17 protein-coding genes are annotated in these 16,957 nt (G+C 64.0%); 10 read left to right on the top strand and 7 right to left on the bottom strand.

Annotated elements, in window-relative coordinates; genetic code table 11:
* Window positions 1-190 precede the first annotated feature (190 nt).
* Both BG83_RS0106840 and BG83_RS0106835 read left to right on the top strand, forming a co-directional pair.
* Window positions 191-2,047, top strand: coding sequence for a methyl-accepting chemotaxis protein (locus BG83_RS0106840; protein WP_024976018.1), 1,857 nt, complete (start codon window positions 191-193; stop codon window positions 2,045-2,047).
* Between the two features lie 74 nt (window positions 2,048-2,121).
* Window positions 2,122-3,939, top strand: coding sequence for a methyl-accepting chemotaxis protein (locus tag BG83_RS0106835; protein WP_024976017.1), 1,818 nt, complete (start codon window positions 2,122-2,124; stop codon window positions 3,937-3,939).
* A gap of 12 nt (window positions 3,940-3,951) precedes the next feature.
* On the opposite strand, the gene BG83_RS0106830 is transcribed toward BG83_RS0106835, so the two are convergent.
* Together BG83_RS0106830 and BG83_RS0106825 are read right to left on the bottom strand one after the other, a co-directional pair.
* On the bottom strand, window positions 3,952-4,656 hold the full coding sequence (locus tag BG83_RS0106830) for an MOSC domain-containing protein (protein WP_024976016.1): 705 nt from the start codon (window positions 4,654-4,656) through the stop codon (window positions 3,952-3,954).
* Window positions 4,653-5,357, bottom strand: a complete 705-nt coding sequence (locus BG83_RS0106825) for a glutamine amidotransferase (protein ID WP_024976015.1) — start codon at window positions 5,355-5,357, stop codon at window positions 4,653-4,655. The genes BG83_RS0106830 and BG83_RS0106825 overlap by 4 nt, the downstream gene beginning before the upstream one ends.
* Before the next feature lie 349 nt (window positions 5,358-5,706).
* Here BG83_RS0106825 and BG83_RS0106820 point away from each other — a divergent pair, with 349 nt between their 5' ends.
* Window positions 5,707-6,075: a hypothetical protein gene (locus BG83_RS0106820; RefSeq protein WP_419177592.1), complete on the top strand. Its 369-nt coding sequence runs from the start codon at window positions 5,707-5,709 to the stop codon at window positions 6,073-6,075.
* Entirely contained in the window at window positions 6,072-6,530 is a 459-nt protein-coding gene (locus BG83_RS0106815) for a DUF2846 domain-containing protein (RefSeq protein WP_024976013.1), read from the top strand. The genes BG83_RS0106820 and BG83_RS0106815 overlap by 4 nt, the downstream gene beginning before the upstream one ends.
* Before the next feature lie 66 nt (window positions 6,531-6,596).
* Here BG83_RS0106815 and BG83_RS0106810 read toward each other — a convergent pair whose 3' ends face one another.
* Window positions 6,597-7,409 carry an inositol monophosphatase family protein gene (locus tag BG83_RS0106810; protein WP_009238457.1) on the bottom strand — a complete coding sequence of 271 codons (813 nt, stop codon included), beginning with the start codon at window positions 7,407-7,409 and terminating at the stop codon, window positions 6,597-6,599.
* A gap of 134 nt (window positions 7,410-7,543) precedes the next feature.
* On the opposite strand from BG83_RS0106810, the gene BG83_RS0106805 reads away from it, so the two are divergent.
* Both BG83_RS0106805 and cysE read left to right on the top strand, forming a co-directional pair.
* A complete protein-coding gene (locus tag BG83_RS0106805; RefSeq protein WP_024976012.1) occupies window positions 7,544-8,428 on the top strand; it encodes an RNA methyltransferase in 885 nt (294 codons plus the stop codon).
* Window positions 8,429-8,575: 147 nt separating this feature from the next.
* A complete protein-coding gene (gene cysE, locus BG83_RS0106800) occupies window positions 8,576-9,322 on the top strand; it encodes a serine O-acetyltransferase (RefSeq protein ID WP_024976011.1) in 747 nt (248 codons plus the stop codon).
* A gap of 22 nt (window positions 9,323-9,344) precedes the next feature.
* On the opposite strand, the gene BG83_RS0106795 is transcribed toward cysE, so the two are convergent.
* The 4 genes from BG83_RS0106795 to BG83_RS0106780 are packed head-to-tail and all read right to left on the bottom strand — an operon-like array spanning window position 9,345 to window position 11,983.
* Window positions 9,345-10,163: a UDP-2,3-diacylglucosamine diphosphatase gene (locus BG83_RS0106795; protein WP_024976010.1), complete on the bottom strand. Its 819-nt coding sequence runs from the start codon at window positions 10,161-10,163 to the stop codon at window positions 9,345-9,347.
* Window positions 10,160-10,666, bottom strand: coding sequence for a peptidylprolyl isomerase (locus BG83_RS0106790; protein WP_024976009.1), 507 nt, complete (start codon window positions 10,664-10,666; stop codon window positions 10,160-10,162). Before BG83_RS0106790 ends, BG83_RS0106795 begins: the two co-directional genes overlap by 4 nt.
* Before the next feature lie 29 nt (window positions 10,667-10,695).
* The gene (locus tag BG83_RS0106785) at window positions 10,696-11,277 is read right to left on the bottom strand and encodes a peptidylprolyl isomerase (RefSeq protein ID WP_024976008.1); all 582 of its coding nucleotides are present in this window, start codon (window positions 11,275-11,277) and stop codon (window positions 10,696-10,698) included.
* 55 nt (window positions 11,278-11,332) lie between these two features.
* Entirely contained in the window at window positions 11,333-11,983 is a 651-nt protein-coding gene (locus tag BG83_RS0106780) for a tetratricopeptide repeat protein (RefSeq protein ID WP_024976007.1), read from the bottom strand.
* Window positions 11,984-12,237: 254 nt separating this feature from the next.
* Here BG83_RS0106780 and cysS point away from each other — a divergent pair, with 254 nt between their 5' ends.
* From cysS to tilS, 4 genes are all read left to right on the top strand, one after another.
* A complete protein-coding gene (gene cysS / locus BG83_RS0106775; RefSeq protein WP_024976006.1) occupies window positions 12,238-13,629 on the top strand; it encodes a cysteine--tRNA ligase in 1,392 nt (463 codons plus the stop codon).
* Window positions 13,614-14,498, top strand: a complete 885-nt coding sequence (locus BG83_RS0106770; RefSeq protein WP_037031624.1) for a DNA-3-methyladenine glycosylase family protein — start codon at window positions 13,614-13,616, stop codon at window positions 14,496-14,498. The genes cysS and BG83_RS0106770 overlap by 16 nt, the downstream gene beginning before the upstream one ends.
* Before the next feature lie 86 nt (window positions 14,499-14,584).
* Complete coding sequence (locus BG83_RS0106765) at window positions 14,585-15,553, top strand: acetyl-CoA carboxylase carboxyltransferase subunit alpha (protein ID WP_024976004.1); 969 nt, start codon at window positions 14,585-14,587, stop codon at window positions 15,551-15,553.
* Entirely contained in the window at window positions 15,522-16,940 is a 1,419-nt protein-coding gene (gene tilS / locus BG83_RS0106760) for a tRNA lysidine(34) synthetase TilS (protein ID WP_024976003.1), read from the top strand. The genes BG83_RS0106765 and tilS overlap by 32 nt, the downstream gene beginning before the upstream one ends.
* Window positions 16,941-16,957 lie beyond the last annotated feature (17 nt).

The following is a 16,957-nucleotide window of genomic DNA, read 5'->3' as shown; positions in this document are numbered from 1 at the left end:
TTTGCAAAGATCGCTGCCGGCGGCGGCCGCTCTGCTAGGGCGTAAATGCAGCGCCGTCGCCGCTCGGGTGGGGGCGCTCCCCTCAAGATTGGCGGTCTGCCTGCCGATAGACCATCCGGACCCCTAAAACCATAGTGGGAACGCGTTTGCGCAAATGGCGCTTGGCGGTTCCACATCCGGAGACTCTGGAATGAGCAAGCTCAGCTTTCGCCAAAAGCTTTGGCTGCCGCTGGTCATCAGCCTCGTCGCGCTGACCTTGATCTCGGTATTCAACGCGTATCAGGCGCGCGAGATCCGCGTGGAGGAGCGCAAGAACAACCTCGTCAGCGTGACGACCATGGCCATGAACCTGGTCAAGCAGTACGACGATCTGACCAAGAACGGCACGTTGAGCAAAGACGCCGCGCAGAAGGAGGCGCTCGACCGCTTCAAGGCGCTGCGCTACGACAAGGACGGTTACTTCACCATCACCAGCTCCAACAACGTGGTGGTTATGCACCCGATCAAGCCTGAGTTCATCGGCAAGGATCAATCCGGCTTCAAGGATGCGCAGGGCAATGCCGTCTACGTGGGCTTGACCAACGCTGCCAAAGACCCGAAGGGCGGATTTACCAGCTATGTGTGGCCGAAAGTCGGTGGCACGGAGCCGGTGCCCAAGACGGCTTTCGCGATGCGCTACGAGCCCTGGGACTGGGTCTTCTCGACCGGCGTCTACATGGATGACATCAACGCCGCGTTTATGACTTCGCTGTACCAGACTGGCGGCCTGCTGGTGCTGGTGGGTGGTTTGCTGTTGCTGCTGGGCGGCGTCGCGAACCGCAGCCTGCAGCGCACGCTTGGCGGCGACCCTGCCTATGCAGCCGATGTAGCCACCCGCATCGCCGGTGGCGACCTGACGGTCGAGATCGCCACCCGTGCCGATGACAACCACAGCCTGCTCTACGCGATGAGCCGCATGCGCGGCGCGCTGGTGCAGACCATCGGCCGCATCAAGGGCGCCTCGGAAACCATCGGCACCGCCACGCGCGAGATCGCCAGCGGCAACCTCGATCTGTCGTCGCGCACCGAACAGCAGGCCAGCTCGCTGGAAGAAACGGCTTCGGCCATGGAGCAGTTGATGTCGACCGTGCAGCAGAACGCCGACAACGCCCAGCAGGCCAACCAACTGGCCGCGTCCGCTTCGGATGTGGCCGTGCGCGGCGGCGATGTGGTGACGCGCGTGGTGGAAACCATGGGCTCGATCAACGCATCGTCGCGCAAGATCGTCGACATCATCGGCGTGATCGATGGCATCGCTTTCCAGACCAACATCCTCGCGCTGAATGCCGCGGTGGAAGCCGCCCGCGCCGGCGAGCAGGGCCGCGGCTTTGCCGTGGTGGCCGGTGAAGTGCGCAGCCTTGCGCAGCGCAGTGCCGCTGCCGCCAAGGAGATCAAGGCGCTCATCGACGATTCCGTCGTCAACGTGGATGCGGGCAGCGCGCTGGTGGAAGAGGCCGGCACGACCATGCGCGAGATTGTTGCGAGCGTGAAGCGCGTGACTGACATCGTTGGCGAGATTTCGTCCGCGAGCCAGGAACAGCGCTCGGGTATTGAAGAAGTGAGCCACGCCGTCACGCAGCTTGACGACGCCACGCAGCAGAACGCCGCGCTGGTCGAGGAAGCCGCCGCGGCCGCGCAATCGCTCGAAGAGCAGGCGGTGAGCCTGACGCAGGTGGTGGCGCAATTCCGCCTCGATGCGCACGCGCTGCGCGCTCCGACCATGGTGGCCAAGGTTGAGCCGGTTGTTGCGCCGGTCAAGCCGGTCGCAATTGCAGCGCCGGTAGCACCCAAGGGCGAAGCACCGCGCCGCGATGCCGCCAAGCCGAGCACCGATGCCGCCAAGCCCAGGCTGACCTCGCGCAAGCCGCCTGTGCTGCGCAAGGCGGCGGCCAAGCCGGTCGCCCGAGCCGAGAAGAGTGCGCCCGCACCGGCAGTCATACCGGCAAGCCTGACCAAAGCGAAGCCGCTGGTGGCCGCCGGAGACGATTCGGACTGGGAAACGTTCTGATCCGCGATTGACTTTCACCTCGTTGATTTGACGCACGCAATCGCGTGCTTGCCTGCCCGGATTCCGGAGACAAGATGGACCGCATTTTGAAGAACACCAGCGTACGCGCTGGCCTGCTGGCGATTCTGATCACCTTTGCACTGATGATCGTGGTCGGGGCGGCGGTGGGTGTGCTGGCCTTGCGCACCACCAACGCTGCCACCGAGCGCGTGCACGAGATTTCCGACCGCAGCATGCTGTTGAATGACGCGTACAAGGACATGCAGCGTGCGCGCACCGGCATGTCGCGCCTGTACAGCGTGCTGCGCGAGAACATGGATGAGGCGGCCAAGACGGCAGCGCTTGCCAGCTCCGAGAAAGGCCTGAAGAAGTCCATCGCACAGGTGGAGTCATTCAAGAATGCGCCGCCTATCGAAGGTGTTGACGATTCGCTGCACCAGGCGATCGTCCAGGCCGCACAGACGCACATCGAAGCCGTGCAGCGCGCTCTCGCGGCCTTGCGCGCCGGTGATGCCGCAGCCTATGCCCCGATCAACTACAAGGACGTGACCGATACCGGTGCGGCGTGGTCGGTGCAGATCGAGAATTTCCAGCAGCTCGTCAAGAAGCTGGCCAAGGACGAGGCCGACAATGGCCGCGCGCGCTATGAAACGATCCTCAAGTTTGTGGCGCTCGGTATTGCCATGGCGCTCGCATTGATCGTGGCAGTGTTCTACGGGCTCAAGGCTTTCGTGATCACGCCGCTCAACGAAGCCGTGACCGTGCTGAGCCGTGTGGCAGAAGGCGATCTGGCCGTCCATGTCAAAACGGGTGGTCGCAATGAACTCGGCCGGCTGCTGGCCGCCGTGGGCCGCATGCGCGAGAGCCTGGTGAACACCGTGCGCCAGGTGCGCAACAGCTCGGATTCGGTCAACACCGGCGCGCACGAAATCGCCAGCGGCAACCTCGATCTGTCCACGCGTACCGAGCAGCAGTCGGCCTCGCTGGAGAAGACTGCCGCGAGCATGGAGCAGATGACCTCCACCGTGACCAACAACTCCGAGAACGCCCGTCAGGCCAGCGCGCTGGCGTCAAACGCAGCAGACCTGGCTTCGCGCGGCGGCGACGTGGTGCGCGGCGTGGTGGCCACCATGGATGACATCAGCGCGGGCTCGCGCAAGATGGCCGACATCATCGGCGTGATTGATGGCATTGCGTTCCAGACCAACATCCTGGCGCTCAACGCTGCCGTGGAGGCCGCTCGCGCCGGCGAGCAGGGTCGCGGCTTTGCCGTGGTGGCTGGCGAAGTGCGCGCGCTGGCTCAGCGCAGTGCTGCCGCGGCCAAGGAAATCAAGACGCTGATCGACGATTCGGTATCGCGCGTGCAAGCGGGCCACACGCAGGTTGCGCAGGCCGGCGAGACCATCACCGAGACCGTGGAAGCCGTACGCCGCGTCGCCAATATCGTTGAAGACATCGCTTCCGCATCGGTCGAGCAGACGCAGGGCATCCTGCAGATCGGCCAAGCCGTGACGGAAATGGAGCAGGTGACGCAGCAGAACGCTGCGCTGGTCGAACAGGCGGCCGCCGCCGCGCAGTCGCTGGAAGAGCAGGCGCAGAACCTCACGCAGGTGGTGTCGCAGTTCCGGCTGGATGGGGCAGAGACCGCCGTGATGGCCGAGCGGAAACCTGAGAAGGCTGCCAAGCCTGCGGCCAAGGGCGTGACAAAGCCGGTCGGCGCGGCCAAGCCCGTGCGCGCGGCTCTGCGCAAGCGTGAACCGAAGATCGCTGCTCAGCCGGCGGCGTCTGCGCCGGTCGCACCCGCCGCCGCCGTTTCTGCGCCCGCTGCCGCCCGCAAGCAACCTCTGGCCGTGGCCGGTGGCGGCTCCGACGCCGACTGGGAAACGTTCTGATCGGTTGAGAATTCAGGCATCGAGCGCTGGGCCATCGATGCGTTTGGCCCAGCTTTCCACCTCGCCGCGTGCGAGGCGGCCCTCCACCAGCTTGCGCCATGACGGCGTGAGCGGCAGCGTCAGCATGTCGGCCAGCGCCGCATGATCGAGCATGTTGCGGTAAAGCACGTCGAGCACACGCGCCAGCGGCCATTGTGGCCATGGGCGCTCGAGCCATTCCAGCGCATCGCCCGCGCGCAGTGTGCCGCCTTCCAACACCCGGTAGTACCAACCTGTGCGCCCTGTGTTTTGCACGCGGCGCGCCATGTCACGCGCGTTGAAGCGGTCGTTGAGCTTCCAGCACGGCTGACGCAGTTGCGACACTTCCAGCACCACGCTGCCTGCACGCAGGCGGTCACCCACGCAGATGTCGGTTTCGATGATGCCCGTCGTGCTCAGGTTCTCGCCGAAAGCGCCGGGCTGTGCGAGCACGGGCTGCGCGCCAATGTCCGTTTGCCAGGCCGCGTAATGGTCGAACGGGTAGTGGTGGATTGCCTTGTCGGGGCCGCCGTGCACACGCAGATCGCCTTGCTCATCACCGACAATGCCGTTGATGTCCACCTTCACTACGTCGCTCACGGGGCGCTTATCGATGGCGCTGCGCGAGCCAGGGCGCGTGTAGTCGACTGCGCGCCCGGTGAGGAGGGCGTCGATGCGGATGGGGCCGGGCAGCGTCATGCAGCCTCCGCGCGATCCAGCCAGGCGTTGAAGACCTCGCGTGCGCGTTGCGACAGGCGCCCCGCAAGCGCAGGCACCTGCGCACGCAGCGCGCGTGGGTCGATGCCTGCCGCACCGAGCTCCGCCGCATGCCCGATCAACCACGCTTCCAGCTCCTCCAGATTTGCCTCCAGATGGAATTGCAAGCCCAGGGCGTGGGTGCCAATGGCGAAGGCTTGCTCTGCGCAGACTGCCGTGAATGCCAGCCGTTGCGCGCCCGGCGGCAAGTCGTACCGGTCGCCGTGCCAGTGCAGCACCGGCGTGCCGTCGGCCAGCGGCGCAAGCGGCGAGTCTGCGCCTTCGGCCGTGAGCGTGATGGGCGCAAAGCCGATCTCCTTCACGCCCATCGGCTTGACCGCCGCACCGAGCGCCCGTGCCATCAACTGCGCCCCCAGGCAGATACCAAGCAACGGCTTGCGAGCGGCCAGACGCTGCGCGATGGCGGCGGCTTCATCGCCCACGAACGGATACGTTGCATCGTCATACGCGCCGATGGGCCCGCCCAGCACGATCAGCAAATCGACCGCGGCCATGTCGTCGGCCGGCACGGGTTGTACGCCCACGTCCACGGTGCGCACCGTGTAGCCGCGCGCTTCCAGCAGCGGCTGCAGGATGCCGAGATGCTCGAACGGAACGTGGCGCAGGGCGAGGGCGGTTTTCATGGCTTGCGATGGCGGTTGAAGGCGAAGCACATTGTGAATGACGGGCGCGGCTCGCAAAACCCGTGTGGGTGGCGAGGGTTTGTCTCTGGGCTTGGGGAGCTGCGGGTGTGACCGCGGTGGCGCCCTGCGCCCAGCGTGAAAGGGTCGACGGCATCGGCTCTGACATACCGACTAAGTGTTGCTTATATCGGTTGTTAGTAACGTGCATTGCAACCCCCACGAAAAACCTCATTCGAGGGGATGCCAGTCTCGCGTCATCTTATTAAGATCGCTTCCCACAGAGTGCCGCCTCGGTACCGATAAGAAAATTCTGGAGGGAGTTGTGCGAAAGCCAATGCTGCATTGGGCTATGGCATGCATTGCCGTGGCTTGCCTGGGCGCCTGCGCGCCGATGGTATCTACCGCGCCAGCCGCGCTGGCCACCGACAGCGGGACCGGGCCGTCGCGGATTCAACTGAAATCGGCAACAGAGATCCGCCTGGAGACTGGTTATACACGCATGCTTGCGGCCGGCTCAAACTGGCAGCGGGTCGGTACGCTGCCGCAAGGTGCCGTCTACCGCCCAGTCGGTACGATCTTCACGATTGAAGGCCGACAAGTTCATGAGGCCTATCTCGTCATTGCCGGTCAACGTCTGGTCGGGTTCTACCTGCCCGGTGAGCAGGCGTTCTCCCCGCTTTCCACGGCTGTATCCATCACAACAGGAGAATCACAATGAAGGGAGTTTTGCGCGCATTGGCTTCGGCCATCGGTATCACGGTTCTGATGGCAGGTTGTGCCTCAGGCGTGAAGTATTCCGAGATGGCTTCGTCGATTCCGACGATCAAGCAGGATCAGGGACGCGTGTACTTCTTCCGCTCGTCGTCGCTGATGGGCGCGGCACTGCAGCCGGACATCAAGCTGAACAACGAAGTGGTCGGTCAATCCAAACCGGGCGGCTTCTTCTTCGTTGACCGACCGGCTGGGAAGTATGTCGTGTCAACGGCCACCGAGACCGAGAAGACGCTGAGCTTCGCGCTGGACGCCGGTGAGACAAAGTACGTGCGCACGTCGCCGTCGCTGGGTCTGATTGTCGGTCGCGTGGTGCCGGAGCTTGAAACACCGGAAAAGGCACAGGCCGAACTTCCGTCGTTGAGCTTTGCGCCCAATCAGCCGCCGGTCGCCAAGAAGTAAGCCGGAAGGTGAAAAAAAGCCCGCTTCGCGCGGGCTTTTTTATTGGCAGCTACTGGTTAGCAGCGATCAAGCCTCAGCCTTCGACCGCGAGAACGGCGAGGTGAACTTGATCATCTGCACGAAGGCCTTCGGATTACCGGCCAGGATTTCGCCCTGGTCAAGGTAGCCCGATTCGCCGGTGTAGTTGCCCACCAGACCGCCCGATTCCGTCACGAGCAGCGAGCCGGCTGCCATGTCCCACTTGCTCAGGCCCTGCTCGAAGAAACCATCGAGGCGGCCGCAGGCGACGTAGGCGAGGTCAAGCGCGGCGGCGCCTGGGCGACGCAGGCCGGCGCAGTTTTCCGTCATGGTCGCAAACAGGCGGGTGTAGTCGTACAGGCCTTCCAGATCGCGGTAGGGGAAACCGGTGCCGATCAGGCAGTCGGCCAGCTTGTCGCGACGCGTGACGCGGATGCGGCGGTTGTTCAGGAACGCGCCGGCGCCCTTGGAGGCGGTGAAGAGTTCGTCGCGCGTCGGGTCGTACACCACGGCCTGGGTGACGACGCCACGCTGCATCAGCGCGATCGACACGCCATATTGCGGGAAGCCGTGGATGAAGTTGGTGGTGCCGTCCAGCGGGTCGATCACCCAGACGTTTTCGCTGGCGGTTTCGCCGTCGGCCCAGGATTGGCCGGACTCTTCCGCTAGAATCGCGTGATCGGGGTAGGCAGTCTTGATGACTTCGATGATCGCCGCTTCAGCTGCGCGGTCGACTTCGGTGACGAAATCGTTGTGTTGTTTGCGCTCGGTGCGCAGGCTATCGACGTCGAAGGACGCGCGGTTGATGACGGTGCCGGCCTTGCGAGCAGCCCGGACGGCGATATTGAGCATCGGATGCATGTGGGATCTCCGCGCCTGGCGCGCCGATTTTTCGGAAGCGGCCGCAGGCGAAACAACACAACGAATTGTAGAAGAACGAGCGGCGGGCCAATCTCGCGATCCTGCCCGCCGTCAAAAGAGTGGCCGTATTGTATATGAACCCCGCCCCAGGCGCCCCGCGAATTGCGCCAATGAGCACGTCGAACACAACTCCTACCGACCCGGAAACGCTGCGCCAGCGCGCCGCGCGGTGCCGTTTCGTGCTGGTCGAGACCAGCCATCCCGGCAATGTCGGCTCCACGGCACGTGCGCTCAAGACGATGGGGTTCGGCGAGCCCGGCAGCTTCTTGCTCGTGCGCCCGCGCGAGCCCGACGCCCAACGCCACGCCGATGCCGTTGCCATGGCAAGCGGCGCCGACGATGTGCTGGCCGCCGCCCGCGTGGTCGACGACGTTGGCGAGGCGCTGGCCGGTGCCTCGCTCACCATTGCGCTCACCGCCCGCCCGCGCGAATTCGGGCCGCGTCGCATCGGCCCGCGTGCCGCTGCAGAAGAAGCGGCCGCATTGCTGGCCGCCCCGGACACCACCGTCGCTTTCGTCTTCGGCAACGAGCGATTTGGTTTGCCCAACGAGGTGGTGGAGCGTTGCCACGTGGTCACGCACATCCCTGCCAACCCGGCGTATGCCTCGTTGAATTTGTCGCAGGCGGTGCAGTTGATTGCGTACGAAGTCCGTATGGCGCTGCTGGCCGGCACCGGCACGGGGGACACCCGCATGGAAGGCGTCGGCTTTGTCGGTGAGCCGGCCACCGCCGAGCAGATCGACGGAATGTTCGCTCATCTGGAGCAGGGTCTTGTTGAGATTGGCTTTCTCGACCCCGCCCAGCCGAAAAAGCTGATGCCGCGCCTGCGACGTCTGTTTGCCCGCACGCAGTTGGAGGCTGAAGAAGTCAACATCCTGCGCGGGATCGCCAAGCGCATGCTCGGCCGCCACGCCGAAGCAGCCACGCCGCCCACCGGCGCAGCCGACGACTGTCGCTGATCACCTTGAACGCCGCCCGTTGTTGATCAAAACGGGCGGCATCCCCTGCATGTCTGGTTAAAACCCTTGCCGCAGCGCGGTAAGGCAATGCCTTACACTGCCCTCAGCGCATTGCGCACATAGATATAACGATCCACACACCTCAAGATGTTCACACGCATTCGCGAAGATATCGGCGCCATCATGGAGCGAGATCCGGCCGCACGCAGCCGCTGGGAAGTGCTGACCTGCTACCCAGGTCTGCACGCCATCATCGTCCATCGGATCGCGCATGCGTGTTGGCACGGCGGCTTCCGACTGCTGGGGCGGTGGTTCTCTCACCTCGGCCGCTTCCTCACCGGCATCGAGATCCACCCCGGCGCGACAATTGGCCGGCGCGTGTTCATCGACCACGGCATGGGCGTCGTCATTGGCGAGACGGCCGAAATTGGTGACGACTGCACGATCTACCAGGGCGTCACGCTGGGCGGCACGTCGCTCTACAAGGGCGCCAAGCGGCATCCGACGCTCGGCAAGGGCGTGGTGGTAAGCGCGGGTGCCAAGGTGCTCGGCGGCTTTGTCATCGGGGATGGGGCGCGTGTTGGGTCCAACGCGGTCGTGCTCAAGCCGGTGCCGCCGGGCGCAACGGCGGTTGGCATTCCAGCGCGCATCATCGAACGCGATGTCGCTACCGAGGCCCGGTCTGCGCTCAAGCAGGAGTTTTCTGCTTACGGCATCACGCCGGATGCGGACGATCCGGTATCGCTGGCGCTCAAACGGCTGATCGACCACAGCGAGCTTCAGCAGGAGCGCATCGAGTCGATTCTTTCTGCACTCGATCGGCTGGGCGCACACCTGGAAAACTCGCCGAACGATCCGTTCGATGCCAGCGAACTGAAGCGGATGCTCAAGTAAGCAAAGGGCCGGTGGCGACAGCTTATGTCGTCACTTGCTCGACCGTCAGCGCGCCGTCTTGCAGTTTGAGGAAACTGCCGCGCGGTTGCGCTTGATCGAAATCCCAGTCGGAAAGTACCCAGCGGCTGCCGCTCGGCTCGTGATGCAATTGCGGTCGGTGCGTGTGGCCGTGGATCAGCGTGGATGTGTTTGATGCCTTGAGCAGCGCGTCCACCGTTTCGGGTGCGACGTCGCCCATCATCGCGGCGGCGCGGGGCTCGCCGGCGACATTGGCGGATATGGCGCGGCCGGCTTCGCTCTCTGCGCGCATCTTCTGCGCGATCTTCAGCCGCCAGCGCAGCGGCATCGACAGAAATATCCGCTGCACCCAGCGCTTGCGCGTCCAGTGGCGAAAGCGCATGTAGGCCGTGTCGCGCGTGCAGAGGGCGTCGCCGTGGGCAAGCACGATGCGCTGGCCATCATCCGCTTCCAGCACGGTGGGATCAGGTAGCAGCGTAGCGTGCGCGGCGTTCAAGAAGCGCTTGCCGAGCAGGAAGTCGCGATTGCCATGCATGAACAGCACGCGCGTGCCGGCCGCTGAAAGCTCTGCGAGCAGGCCGGCGATGTGCTGGTGGAACGGATCGGCCAATTCTTCATCGCCGACCCAGTATTCGAAGAAGTCACCCAGGATGACGAGCGTGCGTGCCTCGCGGGCGCGTGTGCGCAGGAAGCGCTCGAACGCGGCGGCGGTGGCCGGCATGCTGGCCGTCAGGTGCAGATCCGAAATAAAAAACACCGGCCCCGAAACCCGGACCGGTGTCTTCAGCGCGGGGGCCTGTGAGGCGTGCGCTGCGTCGATCATTCGATCACTTCGGCGCTTTCGATGATGACGTCTTCCATCGGCACGTCCTGGTGGAAGCCGCGGTTGCCCGTGCGCACCGAGCGGATCTTGTCGACCACGTCCATGCCTTCGGTCACCTTGCCGAACACGGCGTAGCCCCAGCCTTGCGGCGTCGGGGAGGTGTGGTTCAGGAAGTCGTTGTCGACCGTGTTGATGAAAAACTGAGCGGTGGCCGAGTGCGGATCGTTGGTGCGTGCCATGGCAATGGCACCGCGCTCATTCTTCAGGCCGTTGTTGGCTTCGTTGTCGATCGGCGCCTTGGTGGGCTTCTGGTTCATCTTTTCGCCCGGCTCAAAGCCGCCGCCCTGGATCATGAAGCCCTTGATGACGCGGTGGAACACCGTGCCGTTGTAGTGGCCATCCTTCACATAGGCGACGAAGTTGGCAACCGACTTGGGTGCTTTCTCAGCGTCCAGCGCCAGGGTGATGTCGCCGTGGTTGGTGTGCAGCTTGACTTGGGTCATAGTGAATTCCTTGGGTGGGGCAAAAAGCGTTACTTGGAGACGACGGTGGCCGATTCAATCACGATCGGCTTCACAGGCACATTCTGGTGCGGGAACTTGGTGGTGGTTTCCACGGCCTTGATCTTGTCGATGGTGTCGGTGCCATCGACCACCTTGCCGAAGACGGTATAGCCGTAACCGTCCTGACCAGGGTAGTTGAGCATGTTGTTATCCACCACGTTCACGTAGAACTGCGCGGTGGCGGAGTTCGGGTCCATGGTGCGCGCCATGGCGATCGTGTACTTGTCGTTCTTCAGACCGTTCTTCGATTCGATTTCGACCGGCGGGCGAGTGTCCTTCTGTTTCATGTCGGCCGTGAAGCCGCCGCCCTGGATCATGAAGCCATCCATCACGCGGTGGAAGATCGTGCCCTTGTAAAAGCCGTCCTTCACGTATTGCAGGAAGTTGGCGACCGTCTTGGGTGCCTTGTCCGGATACACCTCAACGGTGAAGTTACCCATCGACGTCTTGAACTGGACGCGTGGCGCGGACGCGGTGGCTGCTGTGGCTGCGGTGGCGGTTACGGCCAGTGCACACACGAGCCCGGCAAAGAGGGAACGAATACGGAGCATGGTCAGAAAGAGAGAACTGGGGGGTGGGAAAAGCAGGATCGGCCGCGTCTTCTTCTTATTGACGCTTCGCCGGCTTGGCACTCACGCCGCTGGCTGCAGGCAGCGTGGTCGTGGCGGGTTTGGACGCAGGGTGCACGCCCGGCAGATCGGGCAGGGCATCCAGACGTGCGCGCGCGGCGGCATTCTTGGGGTTCAGCTTGATCGCGTTCTGATACGACTGCGCGGCCAGGCGGACGTAGACGTCACCAAGGTTGGATTGCGCCAGCGCATTTTCCGGCGCCACGCGGTTCGCCATGATCAGGCTGTCGCGGGCGCGGAGCAGTTCGCCGCGCTCGGCATACAACGCAGCCAAGTTGATGTACGGCTCGGGCAGCTCCGGAAAATCCTGCGTCATCTGGCTGAAAGCCACGATGGCATCGTCGGCGCGGCCCAGGCCGGCAAGTGCCACGCCGCGCTGGAAGCGTGCCTGCGCGTTGCGCGGCTGGGAGGCGACGTCCTTGTCCAGCTCGGCCAGTGCCTCGGTGTATTGCTTCTTGGCCAACGCGTCGTCGATGCGCTTCTGGCGCGCGACCTGCGGCGCTTGCTGCGTGCTGGGCATCAAATCGGCCGGCAAGGCGAAGCCGGCGGTCTGGGCGAAGGCCGGTGCCGCCGACATGGCAAGCAGGCAAGCCAGGGTTGCAGCGGTCTGACGCAGCGGTCTGTTCATGAGAATCGGTTCCGTTATACTCCGCCGCATTCTAACAAACCGTCTTTGTGCGCAGCAGCGGCCTTGCGCGCCGGGGGAGGTTCTTGACGGGGAGCATGCCAGACGCACAGGCAGGCCGCCTCGTCAGCGCAGTTCCGGTAAGATATGCCGCTAGTTTTGCAGGCGCCGCGCCGGCGCCGATTGCCTCCAATTTGGTCCGCCCCGCAACGTTGTACCTCGCATGCGCGGCGCGCTGAGTCTCCCGACACCGCTTCATGGAATCACTCAAGATCTACAACACGCTCGCGCGTGAGAAACAGACGTTCGTCCCCATCGAGCCCGGCCGCGTGCGCATGTACGTATGCGGGATGACGGTGTACGACTACTGTCACGTCGGGCATGCGCGGGTCATGGTGGTGTTCGACATGGTGCAGCGTTGGCTGCGCGCGGCAGGTTACGAGGTGACCTACGTGCGCAACATCACCGACATCGACGACAAGATCATCAAGCGTGCGGTCGAGAACGGCGAGACGATGAGTGCGCTCACCGGCCGCTTCATCGCCGCCATGCACGAAGACGCCGATGCGCTGGGCGTGCAACGCCCCGACCACGAGCCCCGCGCCACTGAATACGTGCCGCAGATGCTGAGCATGATCGGCAGGCTGCAGACGAATGGCCTCGCCTATCAGGCTACCGACGGCGACGTGAACTACGCGGTGCGCAAGTTCCCCGGTTACGGCAAGCTCTCGGGCAAGTCGCTCGAAGACCTGCGTGCCGGCGAGCGTGTGGCAGCCAACGATGCCAAGCAGGATCCGCTCGACTTCGTGCTGTGGAAATCCGCCAAGGCTGACGAGCCCGCTGAGTCGCGCTGGGCCTCGCCGTGGGGGGAGGGCCGCCCAGGCTGGCATATCGAGTGCTCGGCGATGAGCTGCGAACTGCTGGGCGAACATTTCGACCTGCACGGCGGCGGCGCCGATCTGCAGTTCCCGCACCATGAAAACGAGATCGCCCAGTCCGAAGGCGCGACCGGCAAGACGTTCGTCAACACGTGGATGCACAACGGCTTCGTGCGTGTGAATGACGAGAAGATGTCGAAGTCGCTCGGCAACTTCTTCACCATCCGTGACGTGCTGAAGGTGTACGACGCGGAGGTCATGCGTTTCTTCATCCTGCGCTCGCACTATCGGAGCGACTTGAACTACAGCGACGCGCACCTTGACGACGCGCGCCATGCGCTTACGCGCCTGTACACCGCACTCAAGGACGTGCCTGCGTCGGCTGGCGCCCAACCCGACTGGAGTGAGTCGCACGGCAAGCGCTTCCTCGAAGCGATGAACGACGATTTCAACACGCCGGTCGCCGTGTCGGTGCTGTTTGAACTGGCGAGCGAGGTGAACAAGACACGCTCGCCCGAGCTGGCCAATCAACTGGCTGCGCTGGCCGGTGTGCTGGGCCTGCTGGGCCGCGATCCGCACGCGTTCCTGCAGGGCGGCGTGTCGGCCGATGGCTTGGACGCTGCAGAAGTGGAAGCACGTATTGAAGAGCGCCGCGCGGCCAAGGCCGCCCGCGATTTCGCCCGCGCTGATGCGATCCGTGCCGAGTTGCTTGCCGCCGGCATCGTTCTGGAAGACAAACCGGGCGGCCTGACCGAATGGAGACGCGCATGAACGCGGTGGCCAAGAAAGCCAACGTAGTGCGCAGCACAGCCGCCAAGAAAGCGCCGGCGGTGAAGGTGCCGGCTGCCAAAAAAGCGGTCGCCAGGAAAGTCGACGGTGTGGCGAGCAAGACGGTCGCCGGCAGGAGTGCGCCGATCAAGGCTGCCAAGGCGCCGACCAAACGCGCGCCTGCGAGCAAGGTACCGCTGCCTGAAACGCTCGCCACCAACGAGGCGCTGCCTGTGCCGGCGGAAGTGGTGCTTTCGGGCCCGCCCGAATACTGGCAAGAAGCTTGCGCAGACCTGATGAAGCGTGACCGTATCCTGCGCAAGATCATCCCGACGTATGGTCCGGCGCACTTGGCTTCCCGCGGCGACCCATTCGTCACGCTGGCGCGGTCGATTGTCGGGCAGCAGATTTCGGTCAAGGCAGCGCAGTCGGTGTGGGAACGGGTCGTGGCTGTGTGCCCGAAGCTCGTGCCTGCGCAGTTTTTGCGCGCCGGCCAGGAGAAGCTGGCGGGTTGCGGCCTGTCCAAGCGCAAGGCGGAATACATCCTTGACTTGGCCGATCACTTTCGTAACGGCACCGTGCACGTCGCCAAATGGGCCGAGATGGAAGATGAGGATGTGATTGCTGAGTTGACGCAAATCCGGGGCATCGGTCGATGGACGGCCGAGATGTTCCTGATGTTCAACCTGATGCGTCCGAATGTGCTGCCGCTGGACGACATCGGACTCATCAACGCGATTTCACAGAATTATTTCAGTGGCGAACCCGTCACTCGCAGCGAAGCGCGGGAAGTTGCCGCCAACTGGGAACCTTGGCGCACCGTGGCGACTTGGTATATGTGGCGCAGCCTCGATACGGCAACCACCTATTGAGCTGTTCATTTCGATGAAACGGAGCGCGTCGCCGGGCGGTCAAAATCCGGTAGAATGCGCGCCTTCAAGAGCCTTTCAGAAGATCCATGAAAACAACCTTCCTGGAGTTCGAGCAGCCGATCGCAGAACTTGAGGCGAAGATCGAAGAACTTCGCTTCGTGCAAGACGATTCCGCTGTCGACATTTCTGAAGAAATTTCCCGCCTGGCTTCGAAAAGCCAGCAGCTCACCAAAGATCTGTACGCCAACCTGACGCCATGGCAGGTCGCGCAGATCGCCCGACACCCGCAGCGTCCATACACGCTCGATTACGTCCGCGAGATCTTCACCGACTTCCACGAACTGCACGGTGATCGCACTTTCGCCGATGATTTGTCGATCGTGGGCGGTCTGGCGCGCTTCAATGGTCAACCTTGCATGGTGATCGGTCACCAGAAGGGCCGCGACACGAAGGAGCGCGCGCTGCGCAACTTCGGCATGTCCAAGCCCGAGGGTTACCGTAAGGCCAAGCGCCTGATGGAGCTGGCGGACAAGTTCGGCCTGCCGATCTTCACGTTCGTCGATACGCCGGGCGCATTCCCAGGCATTGATGCGGAAGAGCGCGGTCAATCCGAAGCCATCGGTCACAACCTGTTTGTGATGGCCGGCCTGAAGGTGCCCCTGATCGCCACCATCATCGGTGAAGGCGGTTCGGGCGGCGCACTGGCCATCGCCATGGGCGATTCCGTGATCATGCTGCAGTTCGCGACGTACGCTGTGATCTCGCCGGAAGGCTGCGCATCGATCCTGTGGAAGACCGCAGAGAAGGCACCGGAAGCCGCTGAGGCACTGGGTCTGACCGCGCATCGTCTGAAGGCTCTGGGCCTGATCGACAAGATCGTCAACGAGCCGCTGGGCGGCGCACACCGTGATCCGAAGGGCATGGCGACGATGCTCAAGCGCGCGCTGGCCGAATCGCTGCGCCAGTTCCAGGGCATGAAGACATCGGAACTCCAGACGCGCCGTCACGAGCGCCTGATGGCTTATGGCAAGTTCAAGGAAACCGAAGTTCGCTGATTCGTCGGCTGAGCTCGTCAACAAGGTCGCACAACGCGTTGCCGCGTGTGCGGCCTTTGTTGCTTCTGGCGGGGCCGAAGCGCCAATCGTGGCGATTGCCCTGTCGGGCGGGCGCGATTCCGCCGCGCTGCTGCACGCAAGTGCTGCGTGGCGTGATTCGGGCGCACGCGTGCAGCTCGTTGCCCTGCATATCCATCACGGTTTGCAGGCCGATGCCGATGTCTGGGAATGCGCCTGCCAACGCATGGCAGAAGCAGCTGGCGTCGCGTTTCATGCACGTCGCGTCCATGTGGCGGTCGATGCGGGGCAGGGCGTTGAGCAAGCGGCGCGCGAAGCCCGATACGCCGCGCTCGAAGCGCTTTGCGCGGAAACAGGCGCCTCCATTCTGCTGACGGCGCATCATCAGGATGACCAAGCCGAAACGGTGCTGCTGCAATTGATGCGCGGCGCTGGCCTCGACGGCCTCGCAGCCATGCCGATGGCTCGGGCGGGCACTGTCACATTGCTGCGTCCGTGGATCGATGCGCCGCGCAGCGAGATCGAGCTGTACGCACATACGCACGCGCTCAGCTGGGTCGAGGACCCGTCCAACACCGACGCGCGCTACGCACGGAATGCGTTGCGTCCGCTGCTTGTGGGCATGGCGGATCATTTCCCGGCGTATCGCGAAGCGCTGTCGCGCAGCGCGACGCATCTGGCGGATGCGGCCGCGCTGATCGACGAGATTGCACAGGCCGATTTGATGCAGATCGCTTCCGCGGATGGCCTGGATGTGGTGGCGTTGATTGCGCTGTCCGAGCCGCGCCAGCGTGCGGTGCTGCGAGCGTGGTTGGCGGAAGCGGGCATGCGTGCGCTGTCGAGTCGGCGCCTCGAGGATCTGCGTACGCAACTGATTGATGCGCGAGACGACGGTGCGCTGCGCATTCAATTGCCGACGGGGGAAGTCAGGCGCTACCGCGGCGTTGCATGGCTCGACGCTGGCGCCAACGATGCATCGGAGCCGGTCGCGGTACCCATTGGGGCGACGCAGTTCGAGCCGGTGCATCGAACTGAGCAACGCGTGAATGTGGCCGCATGGGGTGGGGCGCTGCTGTTTGCCCCCGTGGCAAGCGATGGCATTGCGGTGCAAACCTTGCAGGCGCCGCTGTCGCTGGAGTCCCGCCGCGGTGGAGAACGTATCGTACTGCGCCCTGGGGGGCCGTCCCGCGCGCTCAAACAGGCGTATCAGGAGGCCGGCATTCCTGCCTGGGGACGCCAGCGTTTGCCGCTCCTGTATGCGGGCGAAGTGCTCGTATTTGCGGCGGGGTTGGGGATGAACCGGGCGGCCACGCATGGCGGCGCTGGCTGGGAAATCACGTGGTCAGCGACGGGGGGGAGTGCCTCCTGACACACATCGTCACTGGC

The organism is Ralstonia pickettii (genome assembly GCF_000607165.1).
GTDB classification, from domain to species: Bacteria; Pseudomonadota; Gammaproteobacteria; order Burkholderiales; family Burkholderiaceae; genus Ralstonia; species Ralstonia holmesii.
This window is presented reverse-complemented; position numbering and strand designations above follow the sequence as displayed.